Here is a 20,136-nt window from a genome sequence, read left to right on the forward strand (position 1 = left end):
CGGCCTATTTTAATGTCTTTGTAATTCATAATACCTGTAAAAATGAAAGGTGGTGCATCTATTGGCATCACCTTTCAAAAACTTATGATGGTTAGTTATGGTGCTCCCTTGTCTTTAACCTGAGACTATTATTTAAATTGTGTTTTTTATGCACCGGGAAGTCCTTTCCATTTGATAGAAACTATATTGCATCGGTTAAAACTGATTGATGCATTGTTATCAATGTTAACTTTGCTTTAAGTGGAAATAAAAAATTGCACTTCTTCCAGTTTCTTCTCCAGCTGATTGACATTAAATCACGAATATGTAGAATTATTTTTTTGCGCGTATGAATTGCCGGAAACAATCTATATACAAAAGCAAATAACAGCATGTACAAATTATGTACATTGGAGGTTATATGACTGATTCACATATATTTATGTCTTGTGCGGGATTTTGCATAAACATATAATTTGTTTCTTTTATAAACTGCACAAGTATATATTTGTACATTACTGAAAAACACACATTTTATTTTAACTTAATTGTACCAAGGTTGAAGAAAAAAAATATTTTGATTTTTGTTTTTGCCTGTATCAGTCATCTGTATTTTTCGCAGAGTGATCTTGATAAGAATCAGCAGCTGATCTATACGTATTTATTTGGAAATGATCTGGTAAAAGCAAAGGATCTTATCTATTCAGACTGCCTGGTGTCAAAAGATGATTCCAGAAAAATAGTAGGCTATGTTTATCTATCCTATTATTATGCAATGACCAAAGAAAAACGGAAAAGATCTGAAACACTCAATGAAGCCAGAGCCCTTGCCCGGAAAACCGGAAAGCCGCTGGATAATGCTTATGTGGATTACGGATATGCAGGATATTTTATGGATTCAAATAATGATGAGCTTTTTTTAAATTTTTTCAACAGCAGCATCAATACATTTAAAAAATTTCCGGATGAGCATTTTATGCTTACACTCTTATACTTTTTGAGACAAATGTATAATGACAGTTTTTCAGGCTATTACAAAGCTTATGATTCTGCTTTTAAAACAGGAAATCCGGTTTTAATAAGCTGGGCACTCAGCCGTCTGGGGAATTCATATTTAGGTCAGTTTGAACAGACTAACGAAAAGAAATATATTGATACTGCCCTGAAATATTATAACAAATCTTTTCACTATGCCAGACTTATCAGGGAACCTGCCGCAAGAAATAAATCACTTTTGGTATATTATATCAATTATGTATGTTCATTAAATATAATGGTTCCGGACCAGCATGAAAAAGCAATGGAATTCAATCATCTGAGTGAAATGCTTATTAATGAAGATGCAAATCTCAATAAGTACAGAACAGATGTCTACAATAATATCGGCTTTACCTATGAAAGAATGGAAGATTATAAAAAGGCTGAAGAATACTACCTGAAAGCCTATCAATATTATGATCCGGATAACTATTACAAGGTCATAGATAAAATTTCAGTTTTTGAAAACCTGTCCAATATTTATCAAAAATTAAATGATTATAAAACGGCTCTCGTCTTCGAAAAAGAAATAAAAAATATCATCAAGGATGACAGCAAAAAAAAGCTTACGAGTAATGTAGGGATCATGAAACTTTTTTATAAAGCTGAACAAAAAAATCAGGAGATTACAGAACTGAGGAAACGACAAATCCTGTACATCATTATTATTGTTCTTATAGTGATTGCAGGAATTTCCACTTATTTTACATTTAATAATAAATTTGAATTAAATAAAAAAAAACATAGCACTCCTGGAAGCTGAAAAGAAAATTTCGGACATTCAGCAGGAAAGATTAAAGAAACATGCGCTGGCGATATCGCTGAGGCTGGATTACAAGAATAATTTTATCAAGGGGCTCAGAACAAAAATGAAAGACAAAGCTGAGATCAGCCTGGATAATATCTGGAAAGAAGATCAGCTGAATGAAAATGATTTTAATGAAATCCAGAATATTGTAGAAAAAGTTCATCCTGATTTTTTCAAAGCTTTAGCCAGTAAATCTGTTGCGAAACTTTCGAATCTTGACATGAAATACGCCGCTTATATTTATATGAATATGGATAACCAGCAGATCGCCAATATCCTCAAAGCAGATCCCAATACCGTAAGGGTTACAAAATACCGACTAAAACAAAAAATAGGGCTGGGTAAAAATGATGACCTGCGCAGTTTTATCCAGAATATAGATCTGTAAACTTATCATACGATCTTCCGGGACTTAAAAAACAAATGCCTTCCATAAGAGTATGAAGGGCATTTGTTGGTGAAAAATTGATGTTGGGATTAAACTTTCGTCAGCTCCCTTTTAAAATTTTCTATGGTTGTCCTGTACATTTCCTCATAAATAGGAAGAATGTTTTTCAGGTCAAATTTAACAGCCTGATCTTTAGCGTTTATTTTCATAGTCGCTAAAAGTTCTTCATTGCTTAATACTTTGATGGCGTAGTTGCTCATGGCTTCCACGTTCCCTATTTCAGCTAAAAATCCTGTTTCTCCCTGGATATTCACCTCAGGAATTCCGCCGGCGTTGGAGCTGATCACCGGGGTGTAGGCGGCCATAGCCTCAAGCGCCGCAAGACCAAAGCTTTCCTGCTCTGAAGGTAGTAAAAACACATCTGACAGCTGTAAAATCTTATACAGATCATTTACTTTTCCTAACAGACGGATTTTGGAAATAAGTTCAGGATTTTCCTCCAAAAACTGATTTACCTTTTCCATATCCGGTCCTTCTCCGATAATAATCAGTTTTGATTTTACCTTTTTCTCCACATTCTTGAAGATCTGCAGAACTTCATCAACTCGCTTTACAGGACGGAGGTTAGAAACGTGGATCAGGATTTTCTCGTCCGGATTCGCAAACTGCGTTCTCTGGCATTCCGTGCAGTCATCAAATTCCGAATTGTCAATAAAATTGGTAATCACCTGGATTTCCTTTTTAATATTGAAAAACTGCAGCGTATCCTTTTTCAAACTTTCAGAAACCGAGGTAATAGCGTCTGACTGGTTGATGGAAAATTCCACAGCGTGTTTGTAGCTCGGATGCTGCCCTACAAGCGTAATATCCGTTCCGTGAAGGGTGGTCACCAACGGAATGTCATTATGGTCTTCCTTCAACATCTGTTTGGCTGTAAATGCAGCATACGCGTACGGAATAGCATAATGAGCGTGCAGAAGATCCAGTTTATAAAGATTCACGACACGGTAAATCATCGAGCTTAATGCAATATCATACGGCTGATATTGGAACAAGGGATAAGTCTGTACATTGACCCTGTGGAAAAAAATGTTCGGATTGGTGATGTCTAATCTTGCCGGGAGGGCAGAACTTATGAAATGTACCTCGTAACCTTTGTTGGCCAGGGACATTCCCAGTTCTGTTGCTACGATTCCGCTTCCTCCGTAGGTTGGATAGCAAAGTATGCCTATTTTCATTAGATTATTGTTGTTTTGATGTTGTTGAAACTGTTGAGTTCATGTTGTCAGTAGAAACCGGGAGCATTTCAATTCCCATTCCCGCTTTAAGCTGGTCATTGACAAGGACCGGTAATTTGCCCCATATTTTGGTTTTTCCGTTAAGTGCATCTGCCGTAGCCGTCATAGAATCGTCATTATTTTCATAGGAGACAATAACGGTGGATACTTTTGAAATATCAATATCTTTCAAAGCATATGCGCTTCCGAAAACGTTTAAAATCACTTTCTGGTTTTTGGTGAGATCGGCAAGTACTTTTCTGGACTCTGCCGAAATTTTATAAGGTTTGTAGGCTGTGGAATTATCCTTGTGGAATCCTGCAATAACTACAGAACCGGCAGGGATTGTACTGATCTCATTAGCCTTTTTTACGGTCACATTAGAACCTAGCTGGTTGGCAAAAGTCTGGTAAGGGGCTTCTTCCAACGGAACATAATATATCTGCTTTCCTGTAATAGGAAGTAGTTTTTGCTCGTCCTTCAAGAGTGTCAGAGCGTTGGCATAAAGATTCTGTACCAGCATTTTATGAGACTCATTATTGAGATCATTATTGATGTTCTCAGGATTTTTCGGACTGTATTTGTCAAGACCCAGGAAGTATTTTGTCAGAAGTATTTTTTTCACACTTTCTTCCACCCTTGACTGTGAAATTTCTCCTTTATCAATAGATTTCTGGATTAATTTCTTCCCTTCAGAAACTCCCTGTGAGAACAGCATAATATCGTTTCCTGCTTTAAAAGCCAGGGCATCCAGCTCGCCGGGTTTGTATTTGTTGGCTACAGCACCCATATTCAGGGCATCTGTAATAATTAACCCCTTATAACCCAGTTTATCCTTTAACACACCTGTGATGATATTTTTAGATACCGATGCCGGAATGCCTTTTCCGGATTCAAGACTTGGAACATATAAGTGGGCGACCATAACACCTCCGATCCCCTTATCCATTAAAGCTTTAAACGGAGCCAATTCAACGCTGTTTAATCTTTCCAGGCTGTGAGAAACCACCGGAAGATCCAGATGCGAATCTGTACTGGTATCACCATGTCCCGGAAAATGCTTGATCGCAGCCAATATGGTATTGTCCTGCAGACCGTTCGAATAGGAAAGGGCAGAGCTGATTACGTTATCTACCTCTGAACCGAAACTTCTGTTTCCGATAATCGGATTGTTGGGGTTGGTATTCACATCAACTACAGGGGCGAAATCCCAGTTGATTCCCATTCTGTGGCAGTCTTCAGCTATTTTGGAAGACATTTTATAGATCAGATTTTTATCCTGAATGGCTCCCAGCGTCATTGCCCATGGAAATTTGTGTGCCGTGGCAATTCTCTGAAACAGTCCCCATTCTGCATCCATACCAATCATCATCGGGATTCTTGACTTTTGCTGGAATTCATTCACGAGATTGATTTCCCTGGCGGCATCATCCTGCATCAGGATCAGACCTCCGATTTTATCATTAATTACAATGTTTCTGATCTGGTTAATATAGTCTTCCCCTTTGTTGGTATACAGTGCCACAATAAACAGCTGGCCTAGCTTTTCATCCTGAGAAAGAGACCGGTAGGTTTTATCTACCCAGTGGTGGGCTTTCTTCAGGTCTTCTTTAGAAATGTTTTTGGGCTGATACTGAGCTTTGGCTGTAAAGCTTATTAATGAAAAAACAAAGAGGGAAGTATATAACAATTTCTTCATGATCTTTTGAATAAGAACAAAAATACAATTAAAAAAATCAGGAAAACAAAGTTTTTGAAACTTTTGGTATATGATTTGAATACGCTTTATAAATAATAACTAAACTTTCTAAAAATGAAAAAATTACTTTTATTTTTATTTCTGGGGGCTGTAGGCTTTACGGCATATAGCTGTGATGACGACGATGATGTTGTACAGGCCGTAGATTATGATACCATAAGCCAGTCATTTGATATAAATCCTACTTTCACTAGGATTAATGATAATCTTTATAGATGGAGTGATGATTTTATTAAGCCTTTAGTACAGTCCGATATGGTACTTGTTTATATGCAGATTGGTACTGATGGAGATTCACCTATTTGGAAACTTCTTCCGTATACTTATTATGTGGGTAATCCAAACAATGATGCTGTAGATTATATTTATGAATTCAGTAAATATAGCGCTACTATCAATATTAATTCTACAGCTGGGTTCAGCTTAGCTGCAAATCCATCTTACTACCAAAGTAAAATGTTCAGAGTGCTTGTTGTTCCTGCAAACGGATCAGGTGTTGGTGGGGGGAAAGCTGCTAAAAGTGGAGTTAATTATAGTGATTACAATAGTGTAATTAAATATTACAATATTGACGAATCTAAAATCGGCTTTAAAAAGTAATAAGAATATCTTTTCAGTTTTTTATAATTAAAAAAGCTCCGGGAGAAATTCCGGAGCTTTTGATTTTATATGCTGAAACCTTGTTTTAAAAAAATAAAAAAGTTTAATTTTATCATCTGGACAATATAATAACCATGATCAAAAATCTATATTTTAAATTTTTACTGATTTTATCTGTATCTCTGATATCTTGTAGCGAGACGCTGACAGACGAAATTATCAATACTATACATGAAAATAATGCTCAGGAAAACTATACATCTCCTTTTATGGGGAAATGGGTAGGTACGTACTCAGGAGATGCCATCAGTGGGACTTTGATTTTGAATGTAAGCAAAAGCGGCAGTATTGAGGTAACAAGGGCTGAAAATGGAGCGGTAGCAGAGGTACACTATACCAGCATCCAGGGGGCAAGCGGCGCTTTGAATCCGGCGCCGTCCCCAAAAGGTTTTGTACTGTACGGAAGTTTACAGAGCAAGTCCGGAACCTGGAATTTTAAACACTGGAGTGGCAGTTGGTCTGTCACAAGGCAGTAACAGAATATTACATGATTCAGAATAAATAAAAAGCTCCGGAAATTTCCGGAGCTTTTTATGTTTATCTAATTGTCATTATCATCGAGTAAATGACCGAAGAAATCTTTTTTCGTCTGCAGGTAGCCTCTGCTTATTTCATTGGCAGGAATCTGTAAAGGAATCCTTGAATTAAGATGGATATTGCTGTCTACAACGTATTTTACTTTTTCAGGGTTGTTGGTGAGAAGATTGATGTCTTTTACCTCTAATAGGTTAAGAATTTCAATAGCCACCCCGAAGTTCCTGTCATCAGCTGGAAGGCCCAGTTCCAGATTGGCCTGTACGGTATCGAGGCCTTTTTCCTGAAGCGAATAGGCTTTCAGTTTATTGATGATCCCGATATTTCTTCCTTCCTGACGAAGGTATACAATGATGCCTCCGTGCTCATGGGTATATTTCATTGCGGCATCCAATTGTTGTCCGCATTCACATTTTTTTGAATGGAAAACCTCTCCTGTAATGCATTCTGAATGGAAACGTACGTTCACCGGTTTGGAGAAATCTGTATTTTCTGCAATGATGGCCATATGTGGCATCCAGTCATTTTCGTTTTCGGAGAAAGCGATCATTCGGAAAGAGCCGTGTTCTGTGGGAACGTTGGCCTCTGCCTGAACTTTAATCATTAATAGTGGTTAGTTTTTTAATTTCCTTTTAAAGAATCTTCAATTACAGAAATATTGGTTTTCAAACGGACCAGATATCTGTTTAGCACTTCATCATCATCTTTATCAAGCTTCTGTCTGAGTTTTTGAATTTTCTTATAAGATTTTTCGAAGCTTTTAACGGCTCTGTTTTTTCCTGCCGGGTTATTGGCATCTATGGCATATAAATAATTCTGAAGGCTGTATTTCAAGCTTGTTATTTCATCATTCAGACCATTATTCTTAAACTTTGGAAAAGTGGAAATCAGATTTGAAATTTCAGAAGCATTTACATTTTCTTTAATATTGATATCAAAGCCTTTTTTTGCCCCTCTGTCGGAATCAGAACCCTTTGTTTCGCTATAAAAATTATTGGACAGCGGAGAAAGATTAAGCTTTTCCGTTGCACAAGAAGTGATAATTAGTAGTACTCCAAAAAAAAATAGTTTTTTCATTTTTGCTGCCCCTTTTGATAGAGGATCGGGTTAAGACTATCATCGTTATACATTTTCATTTGTTTGTATACCTTCATCTTAACATTACCGTATTCAATATCAGTAAGCAACTGATCTATAGAAGTGGATAGGTCTTCTTTCTGAGTAAGCAGTACATCCAGTTTGGCCTGGCAATTGGCACGGTGCTCTTCAGAAGCGGATTCTCTATTGGCTTCTAATGACATATGATAAACCTTTAACGCAAGAATTGATAACCTGTCAACTGCCCAAGCGGGAGTTTCCGTATTGATTTTTGCGTCAGGTCCAGGAGTTATATTTTCAAACTTTGTAAGGAACCAGCTGTCGATAAATTCTACCAGATCTGTTCTTTTCTGGTTGGAAGCATCTATCGTTCTCTTCAACTGAAGAGCTTCAGCGGGATCAATATTTTCATCTCTAATAATATCTTCTAAATGCCATTGAACGGTATCAATCCAGTTCTTTGCATACAAAATCCGTTCCAAACTGTCTTTTTCAAACGGGTTATTAATTAGAGCGTTAACGTCATCGGACACGTGATAGTCTTCAATAGATTGATTGAAAACTTTCCATGCAGTCTCGGTAAAATTCATTAATTCTGAGGAATTTTTAGTTGCTGGTAGTGTTATTATTATCGGCAGAAGAGGCTTTTTTTTCAGCGCCTGGTTTATCTTCTTCCTTCACTGCATCTTTAAATTCTTTGATTCCTGAACCAACTCCTCTCATTAATTCCGGAATTTTCTTTCCTCCAAAAAGCAATACCAGAAGGATTGCTACGATAAGGATGTGCTGCCATGATAAGGCAAGTATTGTTAATGTGTTCATCTCTAAGATTTTTGCAAAGTTACGCTTTTTTTAATATGAAATCCAACCTAATGGGTCAACTGGTGTATTTCCGTTCCATACCTGGAAATCAAGCGTATAAGAGCCGTCGAAATCCTGAGCTACTGTTCCTACCGGAGTACCGGAAGAAACCTGCTGGCCTTTGGAGACACTTACACTTCCTAAGTTGGAATAAATCGTAAAATAGCTTCCGTGCTTTACCATAACGGTTTTGGTCCCGTCGCTGTTGGCCAGTACTGAAGAAACTGATCCCGGATATACAGATTTGGCACGAGTTCCCGACGGGACTGCTATTTTGATTCCTGTATTTTCCTCAACAATATTTTTGAACACCGGGTGTGGCTGTCTTCCGAAACGGTGGGTGATCTGCCCGGCTCTGTCTGCCGGATAGCCCAATCTTCCTCTGCTGTCTGCAAAACTGCTTCCTGTGGTCGTGGTAACCCCATAGCTGGTCATTGCTTTGGTTTCCGCAGCTTTTTTCTCTTCTTCTTTTTTCTTGTTTAGCGCAGCTTCTGCGGCTCTTGCGGCAATCAGCTTGTCTGATGCTTCTTTTGCTCTGGCATTCGCTTCATCTGAGGCTTTTTTTGCAGCCACTCTACGGGCTTCGTCCCTTGCGCTTGCTTCTGCTCTTGCAGCTTCTTCATTACGTTTTCTCTCTTCTTCAGCTCTTTTGGCAGCCAGGTCTGCGGCTTTTTTGGCCTCAATTTCGGCCAGTTTTCTTTCTCTTTCCAGTGCTTCAGCTCTGGCTTTAGCTTCTGCCTCAATCCTTGCTTTTTCTCTATCTGCAATAATTTTAGCCATACGGATTTTTTCAGCCTCCGCTTTTCTTCTCGCTTCTTCTTCAGCTTTAGCTATCCTGATTTCTTCAGCAATAATTGCTCTGATCTGGCCTTCCAAAGCCTTAGACTGAACCTGCTTTTGCTTAAGTTCTACCGTAAGCTTAGCTTCATTTTTCTTGAAATCTGATAAGAGTTGCTCTTTCTGAGCTCTTTCTGCATTAATGGTGGCAAGATCTTTTTGCTGGTTCACAAGAAGATTTTCTTTTTCTCTTGCGGAATTTTGCTTCTGTGCAATAGATTTTTTAATCTGAGCTGCTGCATTGCTTATCTCTGCTGCTTTTTTATCCTGATAGTCAGCATACTGTTTCAGATACTGTACTCTTCTTATGGCTTCGCCTAAGTTTTTGGATGATAGAATGAAGGTTACTTTGTTCTGTACCCCCTTGTTTTTGTAAGCATTGACAAGAACATCAGCATAATTTTTTCTCAGAACCGCAAGTTCCTTATTTTGACGGTTGATTTCCAGCTGGCGCAGGTAAATCTCATCCTCAATAAACCTTTTTTCTTTCTGGGTATTGGTGTATACCTTTTCCCTTAGAACAAGTTTTTTATTGACGTTGGTAAGATAGGCCACTGAAAGTTTGGATTCAGTTCTGGTTTTCGCCAGATCTGTATTTATTTGTATAATTTGTTTTTTAAGATCGGCATTCTGTTTCTGAAGCTGTTCTTTGTTCTGCTGTCCCTGGTGAAGACCGAACAGAAGAATACCTATTAAAAAGCTAAATTTTTTAATCATTTAATCTCAATTTTCTTATAACTGGACGGTACAGAATAAGGTGTTTCCATCCTCGAAAAGTCAAATTTCGTATTTTCCAATAAAATTTGACTAGATTTTGAGCCTTTTATAATTATTTTAACATTTTTTGGAAGGCGGATTCCGCTGTATTCATTCCAGTTGCTGTAAGAGATTTCCAGCTCGTCTGAAGATAAAACATCCTTTAAATTGACGCTCAGCAGATCATAATTCGTATCGTAATTGAGGACAATTTTATACTCTCTGGTTTTCTGATCGGTAACAATTTTCTGATTGTTGTTCGAAACCATTTTAAACCCCTGTGCATTCTGGGTCAGCGTGAACTGGGAGTCGTTGATCTTAACAAAAGTTCTTCCCATTAATATCTTTTCCAGTGATTTGTAATCTATGAAATTAACATTAAGCAGGTTATTCAGATAATCAAAATCCGAATCTATATAGGTTTTGCTGGTTTTATCCTGTCCCTTGATGCCTTCAGGAGTTGCAATACCCCGGGCCACATTAAATAAAAGGGCCTGAAGATTCATCCATACCTTTTTATCATTTTCAATATAGATAATAGCATCAAGCGTTGGAATAAAGCTTCCTGTTTCCACATTCACCTTGCTGTTGATCTTGATCTGCTCAAATTTCGGCGGGATAATCACATGTTCGAAGAAGGTAAGCTTATCTCTTACCGGTTCATTGGCGTCTTTGGGATTTCTGTTGTCATCAGCTACCATGGTGCTGTCCTGTGTATTGCCCCTGTTATTTTTAGCAGCATTCCTTGTTTTACAGGATGATAATGTAAGAAATATGAGAAGTATCGGGATCCAGTTTTTCATGTATATATCTTTCGATTTAAAAAAATACGCTGCAATATTAACGCCAAACCACACAAAAAATATTGTGTGGTCCGGAGGTATCTTGTTTTATATGAATTATTTCTGTTCTTATTTAGATAAAAAATCCAAAACTGAGTAGTCACCTAAAGAAATTTCCCTGGCCACTCCAAAGTACTGGGCAGAATTTCCGATCATGGAATTGGAAAGATTACCGTGGTTGATTTTTGTATTTTCCTGAATCAGAGAGTTCTCAATATTTGAATTGATAATTATGGTATTGTTTCCTAATGAAACGCCCGGGCCGATTTTTGAATTGGAGATTTTTACATTTTCCCCGATAAAGCATGGCTGAATGATCAAAGAATTTTCAATAACTGCCGATGCCGGATAATTCAGCATTTCTTCTTTTTCATAGGCAAGAATTTTGCTGTTGGTTTCTACAGTGGCATTTTTGTTTCCGCAGTCCATCCAGTCGTTTACTTTCCCGAGGCTGAATTTTGCGCCTTTAGATCTCAGGTTTTCCAATGCGGTAGTCAGCTGGTATTCCCCTCCGTTTTTAATATCATTATCCATAATATAATTGATCTCGTTCATCAGCTTTTCAGCACTGTTGAAATAATAAATCCCAATGATGGCAAGATCTGAAACAAAAGTCTGAGGTTTTTCTACAAAATCTGTAATGAAGCCGTAATTATCCAGTTTTACCACCCCGAAAGCGGAAGGATCTTCTACGCTCTTTACCCAGATCACCCCATCTGAATTTTTATCAAGCTGGAAATCTGCACGGAAAAGCGTATCGGCGAAAGCAATCACCACATCTCCCTGCATGGAATCCTCTGCACATTTTATAGCGTGTGCCGTTCCAAGCGGATCTGTCTGGTAATAGATGCTTCCTTTTGCTCCCAGCTTTTCAGCGATCTGCAGCAAAGATTTTTCAATCTCCGGTCCGAAATCCCCAATGATAAATGCAACCTCTTCAATATTTTCTCCTGCTACTTTAGCAATATCTTCCACCAGTCTCTGCACGATAGGTTTTCCTGCAATAGGAATAAGCGGCTTCGGAACTGTCAGGGTATGTGGACGTAATCTGGATCCGCGTCCAGCCATTGGAACAATTATTTTCATAGATTATACGGTACTATTTTATTTGTTAGTGTTACTTTTGATCAGGTTAAAGATAATAATTAAAACGAGTGGTGGACGTATTATTTATCATCTTTATAAACCAGTGTTTAATTTTTTTAAGAACTCAATGATAGCAAATTAAGGGCCAGAATTTTAGGACCTTTTTATTATTTTAGATACAATAGCTTTTTCTTTATAAGCTACCAGACCAATGAAAAGAAGCAGGAATAAATTTCCTACAAAATAATTGGTTCGGAAGCAGTAAAAAGAGACCAGCGAGCAGGTAATGGTGAAGAAAAGATAAAGGGCAATTTTCCCGGTATTATAATGAATAGGGTATTGCCTCTGTCCCCAGATATAGGAAATTACCATCATGGACATAAAAGTAATCAGGGCAGCCATGGCACTTGCCCAGTATCCGTATTCCGGAATAAAGAAAAAGTTGATGAAAATGGTGATGCATGCCCCTATTACTGAAATATACAATCCGACTCTGGTTTGGTCAGATAATTTATACCAGATAGAAAGGTTCAGGTATATTCCCAGAAATAAAGCTCCCAGCATCACAAATGGAATGATCTCAATCCCTTCATAATACAGCGGGTTGCTCAGGTATTTTTCTGAAATCCACTGAAGGTTGACCATCAATCCCATATAGATAATGCAGCTGCAGATCACAAACACATCCATTAGGACTGCATAGGTTTTATGGGAATCCTTATTCTTAAAACTTGAAAAGAAATAAGGTTCTATCCCCAACTGATATGCCTGTCGGAACACTGTGATAAATGTTGCAATTTTATAAACAGCGCCATAGACTCCGATCTGGTGGCGTGCTTCATCAGCGGGAAGGAGATATTTCAGAAACTGCCTGTCAAGCGTCTGGTTGACAATTCCGGCAAGGCCTGCGATCATCACCGGCCAGGAATAATTCATAATTCGTTTCCATAAATTAAAATCAAATTTGGAAATGCTGAAGCTGAAAAATTCTTTTCCTACAATCAGCAGCGTGATGATACTCTGTACCAGATTGGCGATGAACACGTAGCCTACTCCTATTTGTGGGTCATACTTTAAACCCAGAATTCCTTCAGGATGTTTGGGAAGCCATTTGATAAAAAATACCACCAGTAAAAAGTACACCACAGATCCGGCTACTTTGGAAAACATATATTTAAATGCTTTCCCCTGCAACCTTAATATTGCGGATGGGATGGTTGAAAAAGCATCCAGGGATAATATAAATAAGAATATAACCAGATAATTGACCTGGTCAGGAGTCTCAAACGCGATAGCCAATTCGTTCCTGAAGACATATCCCAAACCGAGATAGATCAGAGCAATGCTGATGATGCTCACCGAACATGTGGAGATCAATGTTTTCTTGTCAATGCTTTCTTCCTGTGCAAACCTGAAAAATGAGGTTTCCATTCCATGCGTGAGCAATACGGTGATAACACCTGCAATGGAATACCAGTCCACAAAAGGGGACGAAGCAGCCGGCCCGAAAGCCTTCGTAACGATTGGTGCAATAATGAACGGGAAAATACGGACTAATACTGAACTAAGCCCGTATACGGCGGTCTGACCAAATAACTTCTTATACAAATTCGGAAATTTTATGCAAATGTAAATATTTAGAAATTGATTTATAATCTGCGGCATTAAAATTCATTCATAAACCTTAATTTTGCTTATTAATAGAAGCTAGAGGTTAGAAGTTAGAAATTAGCGGTGGAGGTGCCAATATTCACTTGTAATTTGTAACTGAGTGCTTTTCTAACTTCTAATTCTAACATCTAATTTCTAAAAGTAAAATGAAGACCCTAATCAAAAACGTAAATATCGTAAACGAAGGCCAGATCTTTGAAAGCGATATCTTAATAGAAAATGACCTGATTTCCAAAATAGAACGCTCCATCTCTGAAGATGCAGATCAGATCATTGACGGGTCCGGAAAATATCTTCTGCCCGGTGTTATAGATGATCAGGTGCATTTCAGGGATCCCGGACTGACGCATAAAGGAGATATTGAAACCGAATCCAAAGCAGCCATTGCCGGAGGAATCACAAGCTTCATCGACCAGCCGAATACGGTTCCGAATGCAGTGACCCAGGAATTGCTGGCTGATAAATATGAACTTGGGGCTCAGAAAGCTTACGCCAACTACGGTTTTATGATGGGCGGGACCAATGATAATCTGGAGGAAGTTTTAAAAACCAATCCGAGAAATGTTCCGGGGATCAAATTATTCTTAGGTTCCTCTACCGGAAATATGCTGGTAGACAATCCGGAAACCCTGGAAAATATTTTCAGCAGTACCAAAATGCTGATTGCCGTTCACTGTGAAGACGAAGCCACCATCAGGGCAAATACCCAGAAATATCTTGATGAATACGGAGAAGATATTCCTGTGAAATTCCACCATATGATCCGAAGTGAAGAGGCTTGTTACAAATCTTCTTCAAAAGCGATTGAACTGGCCGAAAAAACCGGAGCAAGACTTCATGTCTTTCATCTGTCAACAGCGAAGGAAACAGCACTTTTCCGAAATGATATTCCTTTAAAAGACAAAAAAATTACCGCCGAGGTGTGTGTTCATCATTTGACATTTACAAATGACGATTATGAAACGAAAGGTTCCCTGATCAAATGGAATCCTGCCGTAAAAACACAACATGACAAGGACGGGCTCTGGGAAGCTCTTCTGGATGGAAGAATTGACGTAGTGGCAACAGATCATGCGCCGCACACAGCCGAAGAAAAGCAGAATACCTATACCAAATGCCCTTCAGGAGCACCATTGGTCCAGCATTCATTAGCTGTGATGCTTGAAAATTACAGGAATGGAAAAATTTCTCTGGAAAAGATCGTTGAAAAGATGAGCCACAATCCTGCTATTCTTTTCAGAATTGAAAAAAGAGGTTTTGTGCGCGAAGGATATAAGGCAGATCTTGTTTTGGTTGATCTGAATGCCGACTGGACCGTAGCTAAAGACAATCTCCTTTACAAATGCGGATGGAGCCCGCTGGAAGGGATGAATCTGCATTCTGAAGTGACGCAGACATTTGTGAACGGACATCTGGTATATGACAACGGGAAAATAAATGAACAGAAATTCGGAGAGCGTTTGCTTTTTGAAGTTCAGGAATAAATAAAAACGAAGCCTTTTCAAATTTGAAAAGGCTTCGTTTTTCTAGCGTCTGTTTTAAAAAAATTAATCAATCCTGATCCCTTCAATGGCCTTTTCCAAAGAAGTTTCCTGAATTCCGGGGATAGCTAAACCCTCTGCGCGGAAAACACTTACATCCGTGACCCCGTAGAAACTGAAAACGTTTTTGATGTACGGAACATTGGAATCATAAATCTGGTAAGGACCTTGCGAATAAATATTCCCGGAAGTAAAAGCGATATACAGTTTCTTGTTGTCTAAAAGCCCCTGAGGACCATTTTCATCATATTTGAACGTGTATCCTGCTCTTGAAGTGAAGTCAAAATAAGCTCTGAGTGTGGCCGGGACAGAAAAATTGTACATTGGGGAATCAATAACAATAATATCTGCTTCCTTCAATTCAGAGATCAGTTCTTCAGAATAGGTGTTGATTTCCTGCTGCTCGGAAGAATAACTTTCTGCCGGCGAAAAAAAAGTATTGATGTGCACCTCTTCCAGAAGAGGAACCAGGTTCTTCGTCAGATCACGTTCTTTTACGGCAGTATCTGAATATTTTTCCTGAATTTTTTCGATCACTGCATTTCCTAATTTTCTGCTTGCAGATATTTCAGCTCTCGGACTTGAAATAATGTGAAGTATGTTTTTCATTTTTTTTTAATTAAAATTTCTTTAGCAAAATTATGTACATTTGCTTATCAAAAGTTAGTAGTAAACAAAAGGTTAGTACTAACCTTTTTGTTAGTTAATTGAAGTGTATGGAAAATTCTGTGGTTTTAGAAAAGCATTTGTTTACGGGAAAATGTTCTGAAAATCTTTCCTCAGTGGAAGATGCCATTTATGTGATCGGTGGAAAATGGAAGCTGAAGATCATCATTGTTCTGCAGGAACATGGAAACATCCGTTTTAATGAATTACAAAGAACAATCAATGGTATTTCAGCAAGGGTGCTTTCCAATGAGTTGAAAGATCTCGAATTAAATGGTTTTGTAAAAAGAGTGGTTCATGCGGAACAGACTCCGGTTGTGGTAGAATATATCTCCACAGATTACAGCCGGACACTGAAACCCGTTATCATCGCGCTTTCGGAGTGGGGGAAAACGCATAAGCGGAAAATTAAAGAAGAGATGCTGTAAATTAACCTGAGTTCGGGATAAAAAAATTTCACATGAAGTGGCTGGAAGCAGGGAGAGGGAGGCTGGAAGTTAATACCAGGTATTTATATTAAACGCCGGTCATGGAATTTGATCAAATCTGGATTTAAAAATTAATAAAGTTGCTGTAAAGTTCTGCTTTCAGACTTCAACAACTTCCCTCTTCATCCTTTAAACTTCCAGACAACATTATAAAAACAGAAATTTGTTATCCCGAACTCAGGTTAAATTATAATTTCAATCTAATTATATTGATGGGAACTTTAATCTGATGATATCAATAAGAACGGGCTTTAGCCAAAACATATAAAAAGCAAACGACTGCAATAAACAGTCGTTTTTATTTTTTCTCCCCACAAATTCTTACATTTTAAATTTGTGAAATTTGTGCAAAGTATTTGTGAAATTAGTGTTTAAACAAATTATTTTTTCGCCTTGGCACCCATATGAAATGTAAGCTTTCCACCATTCACAATTTCAGAATGTTTTAAGGTGAAATTTTTAATTTCCTTTCCGTTCAAAATGATTTTCTGAACATACACATTTTTCGGGCTTTGGTTTACTGCTTCTATTTCAAATGTTTTCCCGTTTTCCAGGTTTAAAACGGCATGGTCTACAGCCGGACTTCCTATAGCGTAATCTTCAGATCCCGGGGCAACAGGGTAAAACCCGAGTGAACTTAAAATATACCAGGCGCTCATCTGCCCTGCGTCATCATTTCCACCTAAACCGTCTGGTGTTGCTTTATACTGCATATCAAGAATACTTCTGATCTGGGCCTGTGTTTTCCAAGGTTGTCCCGCCCAGTTGTAAAAATAGGCCACATGGTGAGCCGGTTCGTTTCCGTGAACATAGCCACCGATGATTCCTTCCCGGGTAATATCTTCTGTATCGGCAAAAAACTCATCGGGAAGATGCATGGAGAACAATTCATCCAGCTTTGAAGCAAATTTTTTCTTTCCACCCATCATGTGGATCAGACCGTCCGGGTTTTGGGGAACAAAAAAGCTGTAATTCCAGGAATTTCCTTCAATGAAGCCCTGTCCGTGTGTACTCAGGACATCAAAATCTTTTTTGAAGCTTCCATCAGCTAGTCTCGGCCGCATAAATCCCGTTTGAGGATCGAAATTATTTTTCCAGTTTTCAGAGCGTTTCATAAACTGATTATAGATTTCCGTTTCACCCAGATGCTTTGCGAGCTGCGCAATGGCCCAGTCATCATAAGCATATTCCAGCGTATTGGAAACAGAAGTTCCGTTTTTATCCGCCGGGATATACCCCATATCTATATAATATCCTATTCCTTCGTAATCTCTTTTGTTGGCTGTCGCGATGCAGGCTTTCAGAACTTCTTTCGCATCACCGGTATAGTTTCCTTTGATCACCGCATCTGCTGCAACACTTACGCTGTGGTAACCGCTCATACACCAGTTGTCATTGGCATAATGGGACCAGATAGGAAGCATTTTCATAGAGAACTGATCATAATGGGCCATCATGGATTTTACCATATCGTTATTCCGTTTTGGCTGGATAATATTGAAGAAAGGATGAAGCGCACGGTAGGTATCCCAGATCGAGAAGGTAGTGTAGTTGGTAAAACCTTCTGCCTTATGAATATTCTGATCCAGCCCTTTATACTCCCCATTGGTGTCCATATAAGTAGTAGGGCTGATGAACGTATGGTACATCGCTGTATAAAAGTTGGTTTTTTCTGTGTCTGAACCTTTGATAACTATCTTATTAAGTTCTTTGTTCCAGTTTTCCTGTGCCAGAGTTTTTATCTGGTCAAAATTTTGATTGCCGGTTTCTTTATCCAGATTTTCCAGAGCATTGGTCTGGCTTACCGGGGATATGGCCAGTTTTATTTCTATGGCTTCATTTTCCCGGGTGTCAAAATCGAAAAACATTTTCAGGTTTTTTCCGGCGATCTCAGGGAAGTTCTTGTTTTGGTCGAATTTTCTCCAAAATCCTCTGTAAACCTGCGGTCCATCAAAATTTTTCTGCCCGTATGATTTAAAAGGTTTTGAAAATTTCATCGCAAAATAAACCGTTCTGGTTCTTGCCCATCCGTTGGTCTGGCGGTAACCTGTAACCGTGCCATCTTGTTCCACGCGTACATAGGTCCAGACATTTTTACCGTCATAGTTATAAATTCCGGCTGTCAGATCTAAAATAATATGCGCCTGGTCAGATTTTGGAAAGGTATAACGGTGAACTCCTGTTCTCGTGGAAGCTGTAAGTTCCGCCAGAATATTATGATCATCCAGTTTTACTTTATAATAGCCGGCTTCCGCTTTTTCATTTTCATGGGAGAATCTACTTCTGTAGCCGTTTTCAGGATGAGACGCAGTTCCCGGATTCAGCTGCAGCCTTCCTACGGTCGGCATGATTAAAAAATCCCCGAGGTCAGAATGCCCGGTTCCGCTGAAATGTGTAGAGCTGAAGCCCACAATGGTTTTGTCCTCATATCGGTAGCCTGCACAGTATTTATATACTTCACCATTGTATTTTCCGTTGAGCTCATAGGAAATGGTGTCCGTTTCCGGGCTTAGCTGCACTGCCCCGAAAGGAACGGTTGCCCCGGGATATGTGTGTCCCATTTTTTCCGTCCCGATCAGCGGATTGACGTATTGTATTAATTTTTCAAATTTTTGAGCCTTAAGATGTAAACTGAAAAACAGAAGAAATAGAAAAACAGTGGTTCCGTGCTTTTTCATTAATAAGAAATTTTCAAAGGTTAAAATTAATCAAAAATCAAAGAATAATCATTTATTGCTTTAAGTTGAATAAAATTCTTTGACCACTATGTTAAATTGATGAAGAAATCATTATTTTGAAACATTAAGATTGATTTAAGCTTTTAAGAATAATAAGTTTGTAAAGCTCACGACTTAAAAAATGTTCAGATTTTTCCCTTAACTATCCTTATTTCCTTCACTCTTCTTAATGTTTCAAAAATATCTGCAAGCATCTGTGAAAACCTGAGAGATCCCTGGTTTAACAATTACTAACCACAAAAGTCACAAAAGTTTTCGAACACTTAAGTTTCTTTAAGAGCAATAAATGATCAATAAAAAGAACACATTAGTTTTTTTTAAATCTTTGATTTTTATTTAGCATCCTACAAGATCTGCTGAATCTATTTAATCTGCGAGATAAGAAAAATGAATCAATCTTAATGGTTATAGAAATAAAAGTTTAAATATTTTTTTCAGAAAACCGGAAACCTATCCCATGCAGATTTTCAATCAGAATATTATGCTCATCCGCCAGCACTTTCCGTAATCTGGAAATAAAAACATCCAGGCTCCTGCCCATAAAATAATCATCATCTCCCCATATGGCTTTCAGGATATCCTGTCTTTTCAGAACGGTATTTTTGTGGTGGATGAAATATAACAGCAGTTCAGATTCCCGCTGGGTAAGGGTGATTCTGCTGTCCGGAGTTTGCAGGGTATAGTTTTTCGGATCGAAATCATATTTTCCTACTGTGTACTTTGGAGGTGAAGGATCTGTTTTCTTTGTACGCTTCAGGAAAACTTCAATTTTCAGGATCAGTTCTTCAATGCTGAAGGGTTTTACGAGATAATCATCGGCGCCAATTTTCAATCCCTTGATCCGGTCTTCTTTCAGGGCTTTAGCGGAAATAAAAATAATGGGAATTTCAGAGTTTTTACTGCGGATCTGTTCAGCAACTTCAAACCCGTTCAGCTCCGGCATCATAATATCCAGAAGGCAGATATCAAAACTTCCGTTGTGGAATGCTTCCAGTGCAGATTTTCCATCCGGATAGCAGTTGATGTCATAATAGCTTTCCAGGCTGTCCTGGATCAGGAAGGCTATGGTTTTATCATCTTCTGCGTATAAAATTTTAGATTTCTCCATG

Annotated in this window: 19 protein-coding genes; 6 read left to right on the forward strand and 13 right to left on the reverse strand. The window is 38.3% G+C overall.

What is annotated here, in order from left to right; genetic code table 11:
* Positions 1-556: 556 nt before the first annotated feature.
* Both B7E04_RS06295 and B7E04_RS06300 read left to right on the forward strand, forming a co-directional pair.
* A complete protein-coding gene (locus B7E04_RS06295; protein ID WP_139785349.1) occupies positions 557-1,780 on the forward strand; it encodes a tetratricopeptide repeat protein in 1,224 nt (407 codons plus the stop codon).
* A gap of 106 nt (positions 1,781-1,886) precedes the next feature.
* Positions 1,887-2,213: a helix-turn-helix transcriptional regulator gene (locus B7E04_RS06300; protein WP_080777848.1), complete on the forward strand. Its 327-nt coding sequence runs from the start codon at positions 1,887-1,889 to the stop codon at positions 2,211-2,213.
* Positions 2,214-2,302: 89 nt separating this feature from the next.
* On the opposite strand, the gene bshA is transcribed toward B7E04_RS06300, so the two are convergent.
* Complete coding sequence (gene bshA / locus B7E04_RS06305) at positions 2,303-3,451, reverse strand: N-acetyl-alpha-D-glucosaminyl L-malate synthase BshA (RefSeq protein ID WP_080777849.1); 1,149 nt, start codon at positions 3,449-3,451, stop codon at positions 2,303-2,305.
* Between the two features lie 4 nt (positions 3,452-3,455).
* Positions 3,456-5,189 carry a glycoside hydrolase family 3 protein gene (locus B7E04_RS06310; protein ID WP_080777850.1) on the reverse strand — a complete coding sequence of 578 codons (1,734 nt, stop codon included), beginning with the start codon at positions 5,187-5,189 and terminating at the stop codon, positions 3,456-3,458.
* A gap of 114 nt (positions 5,190-5,303) precedes the next feature.
* Between B7E04_RS06310 and B7E04_RS06315 the strand changes: the two genes are divergently transcribed.
* The gene (locus B7E04_RS06315) at positions 5,304-5,849 is read left to right on the forward strand and encodes a hypothetical protein (protein ID WP_080777851.1); all 546 of its coding nucleotides are present in this window, start codon (positions 5,304-5,306) and stop codon (positions 5,847-5,849) included.
* A 134-nt stretch (positions 5,850-5,983) separates the two neighbouring features.
* Entirely contained in the window at positions 5,984-6,385 is a 402-nt protein-coding gene (locus B7E04_RS06320; RefSeq protein WP_080777852.1) for a hypothetical protein, read from the forward strand.
* Positions 6,386-6,450: 65 nt separating this feature from the next.
* Here the strand turns inward: B7E04_RS06320 and ribA are convergent, their stop codons facing one another.
* The 8 genes from ribA to B7E04_RS06360 form a co-directional block, all read right to left on the reverse strand.
* Entirely contained in the window at positions 6,451-7,047 is a 597-nt protein-coding gene (gene ribA / locus B7E04_RS06325) for a GTP cyclohydrolase II (RefSeq protein WP_062650755.1), read from the reverse strand.
* Between the two features lie 17 nt (positions 7,048-7,064).
* Positions 7,065-7,520 carry a hypothetical protein gene (locus B7E04_RS06330; RefSeq protein ID WP_080777853.1) on the reverse strand — a complete coding sequence of 152 codons (456 nt, stop codon included), beginning with the start codon at positions 7,518-7,520 and terminating at the stop codon, positions 7,065-7,067.
* Positions 7,517-8,131, reverse strand: coding sequence for a DUF4254 domain-containing protein (locus B7E04_RS06335; protein WP_062650752.1), 615 nt, complete (start codon positions 8,129-8,131; stop codon positions 7,517-7,519). Before B7E04_RS06335 ends, B7E04_RS06330 begins: the two co-directional genes overlap by 4 nt.
* A 16-nt stretch (positions 8,132-8,147) precedes the next feature.
* A complete protein-coding gene (locus B7E04_RS06340; RefSeq protein WP_080777854.1) occupies positions 8,148-8,363 on the reverse strand; it encodes a twin-arginine translocase TatA/TatE family subunit in 216 nt (71 codons plus the stop codon).
* Between the two features lie 30 nt (positions 8,364-8,393).
* Positions 8,394-9,956, reverse strand: a complete 1,563-nt coding sequence (locus B7E04_RS06345; RefSeq protein WP_080777855.1) for a M23 family metallopeptidase — start codon at positions 9,954-9,956, stop codon at positions 8,394-8,396.
* Positions 9,953-10,798, reverse strand: a complete 846-nt coding sequence (locus B7E04_RS06350) for a lipoprotein insertase outer membrane protein LolB1 (RefSeq protein WP_080777856.1) — start codon at positions 10,796-10,798, stop codon at positions 9,953-9,955. Before B7E04_RS06350 ends, B7E04_RS06345 begins: the two co-directional genes overlap by 4 nt.
* A 108-nt stretch (positions 10,799-10,906) precedes the next feature.
* The gene (locus B7E04_RS06355; RefSeq protein WP_080777857.1) at positions 10,907-11,923 is read right to left on the reverse strand and encodes a sugar phosphate nucleotidyltransferase; all 1,017 of its coding nucleotides are present in this window, start codon (positions 11,921-11,923) and stop codon (positions 10,907-10,909) included.
* A 153-nt stretch (positions 11,924-12,076) separates the two neighbouring features.
* Complete coding sequence (locus B7E04_RS06360) at positions 12,077-13,531, reverse strand: lipopolysaccharide biosynthesis protein (protein ID WP_080777858.1); 1,455 nt, start codon at positions 13,529-13,531, stop codon at positions 12,077-12,079.
* 209 nt (positions 13,532-13,740) lie between these two features.
* Here B7E04_RS06360 and B7E04_RS06365 point away from each other — a divergent pair, with 209 nt between their 5' ends.
* Positions 13,741-15,078 carry a dihydroorotase gene (locus tag B7E04_RS06365; protein WP_080777859.1) on the forward strand — a complete coding sequence of 446 codons (1,338 nt, stop codon included), beginning with the start codon at positions 13,741-13,743 and terminating at the stop codon, positions 15,076-15,078.
* 63 nt (positions 15,079-15,141) lie between these two features.
* Here B7E04_RS06365 and B7E04_RS06370 read toward each other — a convergent pair whose 3' ends face one another.
* Positions 15,142-15,744, reverse strand: a complete 603-nt coding sequence (locus B7E04_RS06370) for an FMN-dependent NADH-azoreductase (RefSeq protein ID WP_080777860.1) — start codon at positions 15,742-15,744, stop codon at positions 15,142-15,144.
* 107 nt (positions 15,745-15,851) lie between these two features.
* Here B7E04_RS06370 and B7E04_RS06375 point away from each other — a divergent pair, with 107 nt between their 5' ends.
* Positions 15,852-16,229: a winged helix-turn-helix transcriptional regulator gene (locus B7E04_RS06375; protein ID WP_080777861.1), complete on the forward strand. Its 378-nt coding sequence runs from the start codon at positions 15,852-15,854 to the stop codon at positions 16,227-16,229.
* Between the two features lie 440 nt (positions 16,230-16,669).
* Here B7E04_RS06375 and B7E04_RS06380 read toward each other — a convergent pair whose 3' ends face one another.
* Both B7E04_RS06380 and B7E04_RS06385 read right to left on the reverse strand, forming a co-directional pair.
* Positions 16,670-18,967: a GH92 family glycosyl hydrolase gene (locus tag B7E04_RS06380; protein ID WP_080777862.1), complete on the reverse strand. Its 2,298-nt coding sequence runs from the start codon at positions 18,965-18,967 to the stop codon at positions 16,670-16,672.
* Between the two features lie 481 nt (positions 18,968-19,448).
* Positions 19,449-20,135, reverse strand: coding sequence for a response regulator transcription factor (locus B7E04_RS06385; RefSeq protein WP_080777863.1), 687 nt, complete (start codon positions 20,133-20,135; stop codon positions 19,449-19,451).
* Between the last annotated feature and the right edge of the window lies 1 nt (position 20,136).

This window comes from Chryseobacterium phocaeense (assembly GCF_900169075.1).
In the GTDB taxonomy this organism is placed as follows: domain Bacteria; phylum Bacteroidota; class Bacteroidia; order Flavobacteriales; family Weeksellaceae; genus Chryseobacterium; species Chryseobacterium phocaeense.

Coding starts and splice junctions, on each gene's coding strand:
- B7E04_RS06300 (WP_080777848.1), top strand. CDS start 1,887: ATGAAAGACAAAGCTGAGATCAGCCTGGATAATATCTGGAAAGAAGAT.
- bshA (WP_080777849.1), bottom strand. CDS start 3,451: ATGAAAATAGGCATACTTTGCTATCCAACCTACGGAGGAAGCGGAATC.
- B7E04_RS06310 (WP_080777850.1), bottom strand. CDS start 5,189: ATGAAGAAATTGTTATATACTTCCCTCTTTGTTTTTTCATTAATAAGC.
- B7E04_RS06315 (WP_080777851.1), top strand. CDS start 5,304: ATGAAAAAATTACTTTTATTTTTATTTCTGGGGGCTGTAGGCTTTACG.
- B7E04_RS06320 (WP_080777852.1), top strand. CDS start 5,984: ATGATCAAAAATCTATATTTTAAATTTTTACTGATTTTATCTGTATCT.
- ribA (WP_062650755.1), bottom strand. CDS start 7,047: ATGATTAAAGTTCAGGCAGAGGCCAACGTTCCCACAGAACACGGCTCT.
- B7E04_RS06330 (WP_080777853.1), bottom strand. CDS start 7,520: ATGAAAAAACTATTTTTTTTTGGAGTACTACTAATTATCACTTCTTGT.
- B7E04_RS06335 (WP_062650752.1), bottom strand. CDS start 8,131: ATGAATTTTACCGAGACTGCATGGAAAGTTTTCAATCAATCTATTGAA.
- B7E04_RS06340 (WP_080777854.1), bottom strand. CDS start 8,363: ATGAACACATTAACAATACTTGCCTTATCATGGCAGCACATCCTTATC.
- B7E04_RS06345 (WP_080777855.1), bottom strand. CDS start 9,956: ATGATTAAAAAATTTAGCTTTTTAATAGGTATTCTTCTGTTCGGTCTT.
- B7E04_RS06350 (WP_080777856.1), bottom strand. CDS start 10,798: ATGAAAAACTGGATCCCGATACTTCTCATATTTCTTACATTATCATCC.
- B7E04_RS06355 (WP_080777857.1), bottom strand. CDS start 11,923: ATGAAAATAATTGTTCCAATGGCTGGACGCGGATCCAGATTACGTCCA.
- B7E04_RS06365 (WP_080777859.1), top strand. CDS start 13,741: ATGAAGACCCTAATCAAAAACGTAAATATCGTAAACGAAGGCCAGATC.
- B7E04_RS06370 (WP_080777860.1), bottom strand. CDS start 15,744: ATGAAAAACATACTTCACATTATTTCAAGTCCGAGAGCTGAAATATCT.
- B7E04_RS06375 (WP_080777861.1), top strand. CDS start 15,852: ATGGAAAATTCTGTGGTTTTAGAAAAGCATTTGTTTACGGGAAAATGT.
- B7E04_RS06380 (WP_080777862.1), bottom strand. CDS start 18,967: ATGAAAAAGCACGGAACCACTGTTTTTCTATTTCTTCTGTTTTTCAGT.
- B7E04_RS06385 (WP_080777863.1), bottom strand. CDS start 20,135: ATGGAGAAATCTAAAATTTTATACGCAGAAGATGATAAAACCATAGCC.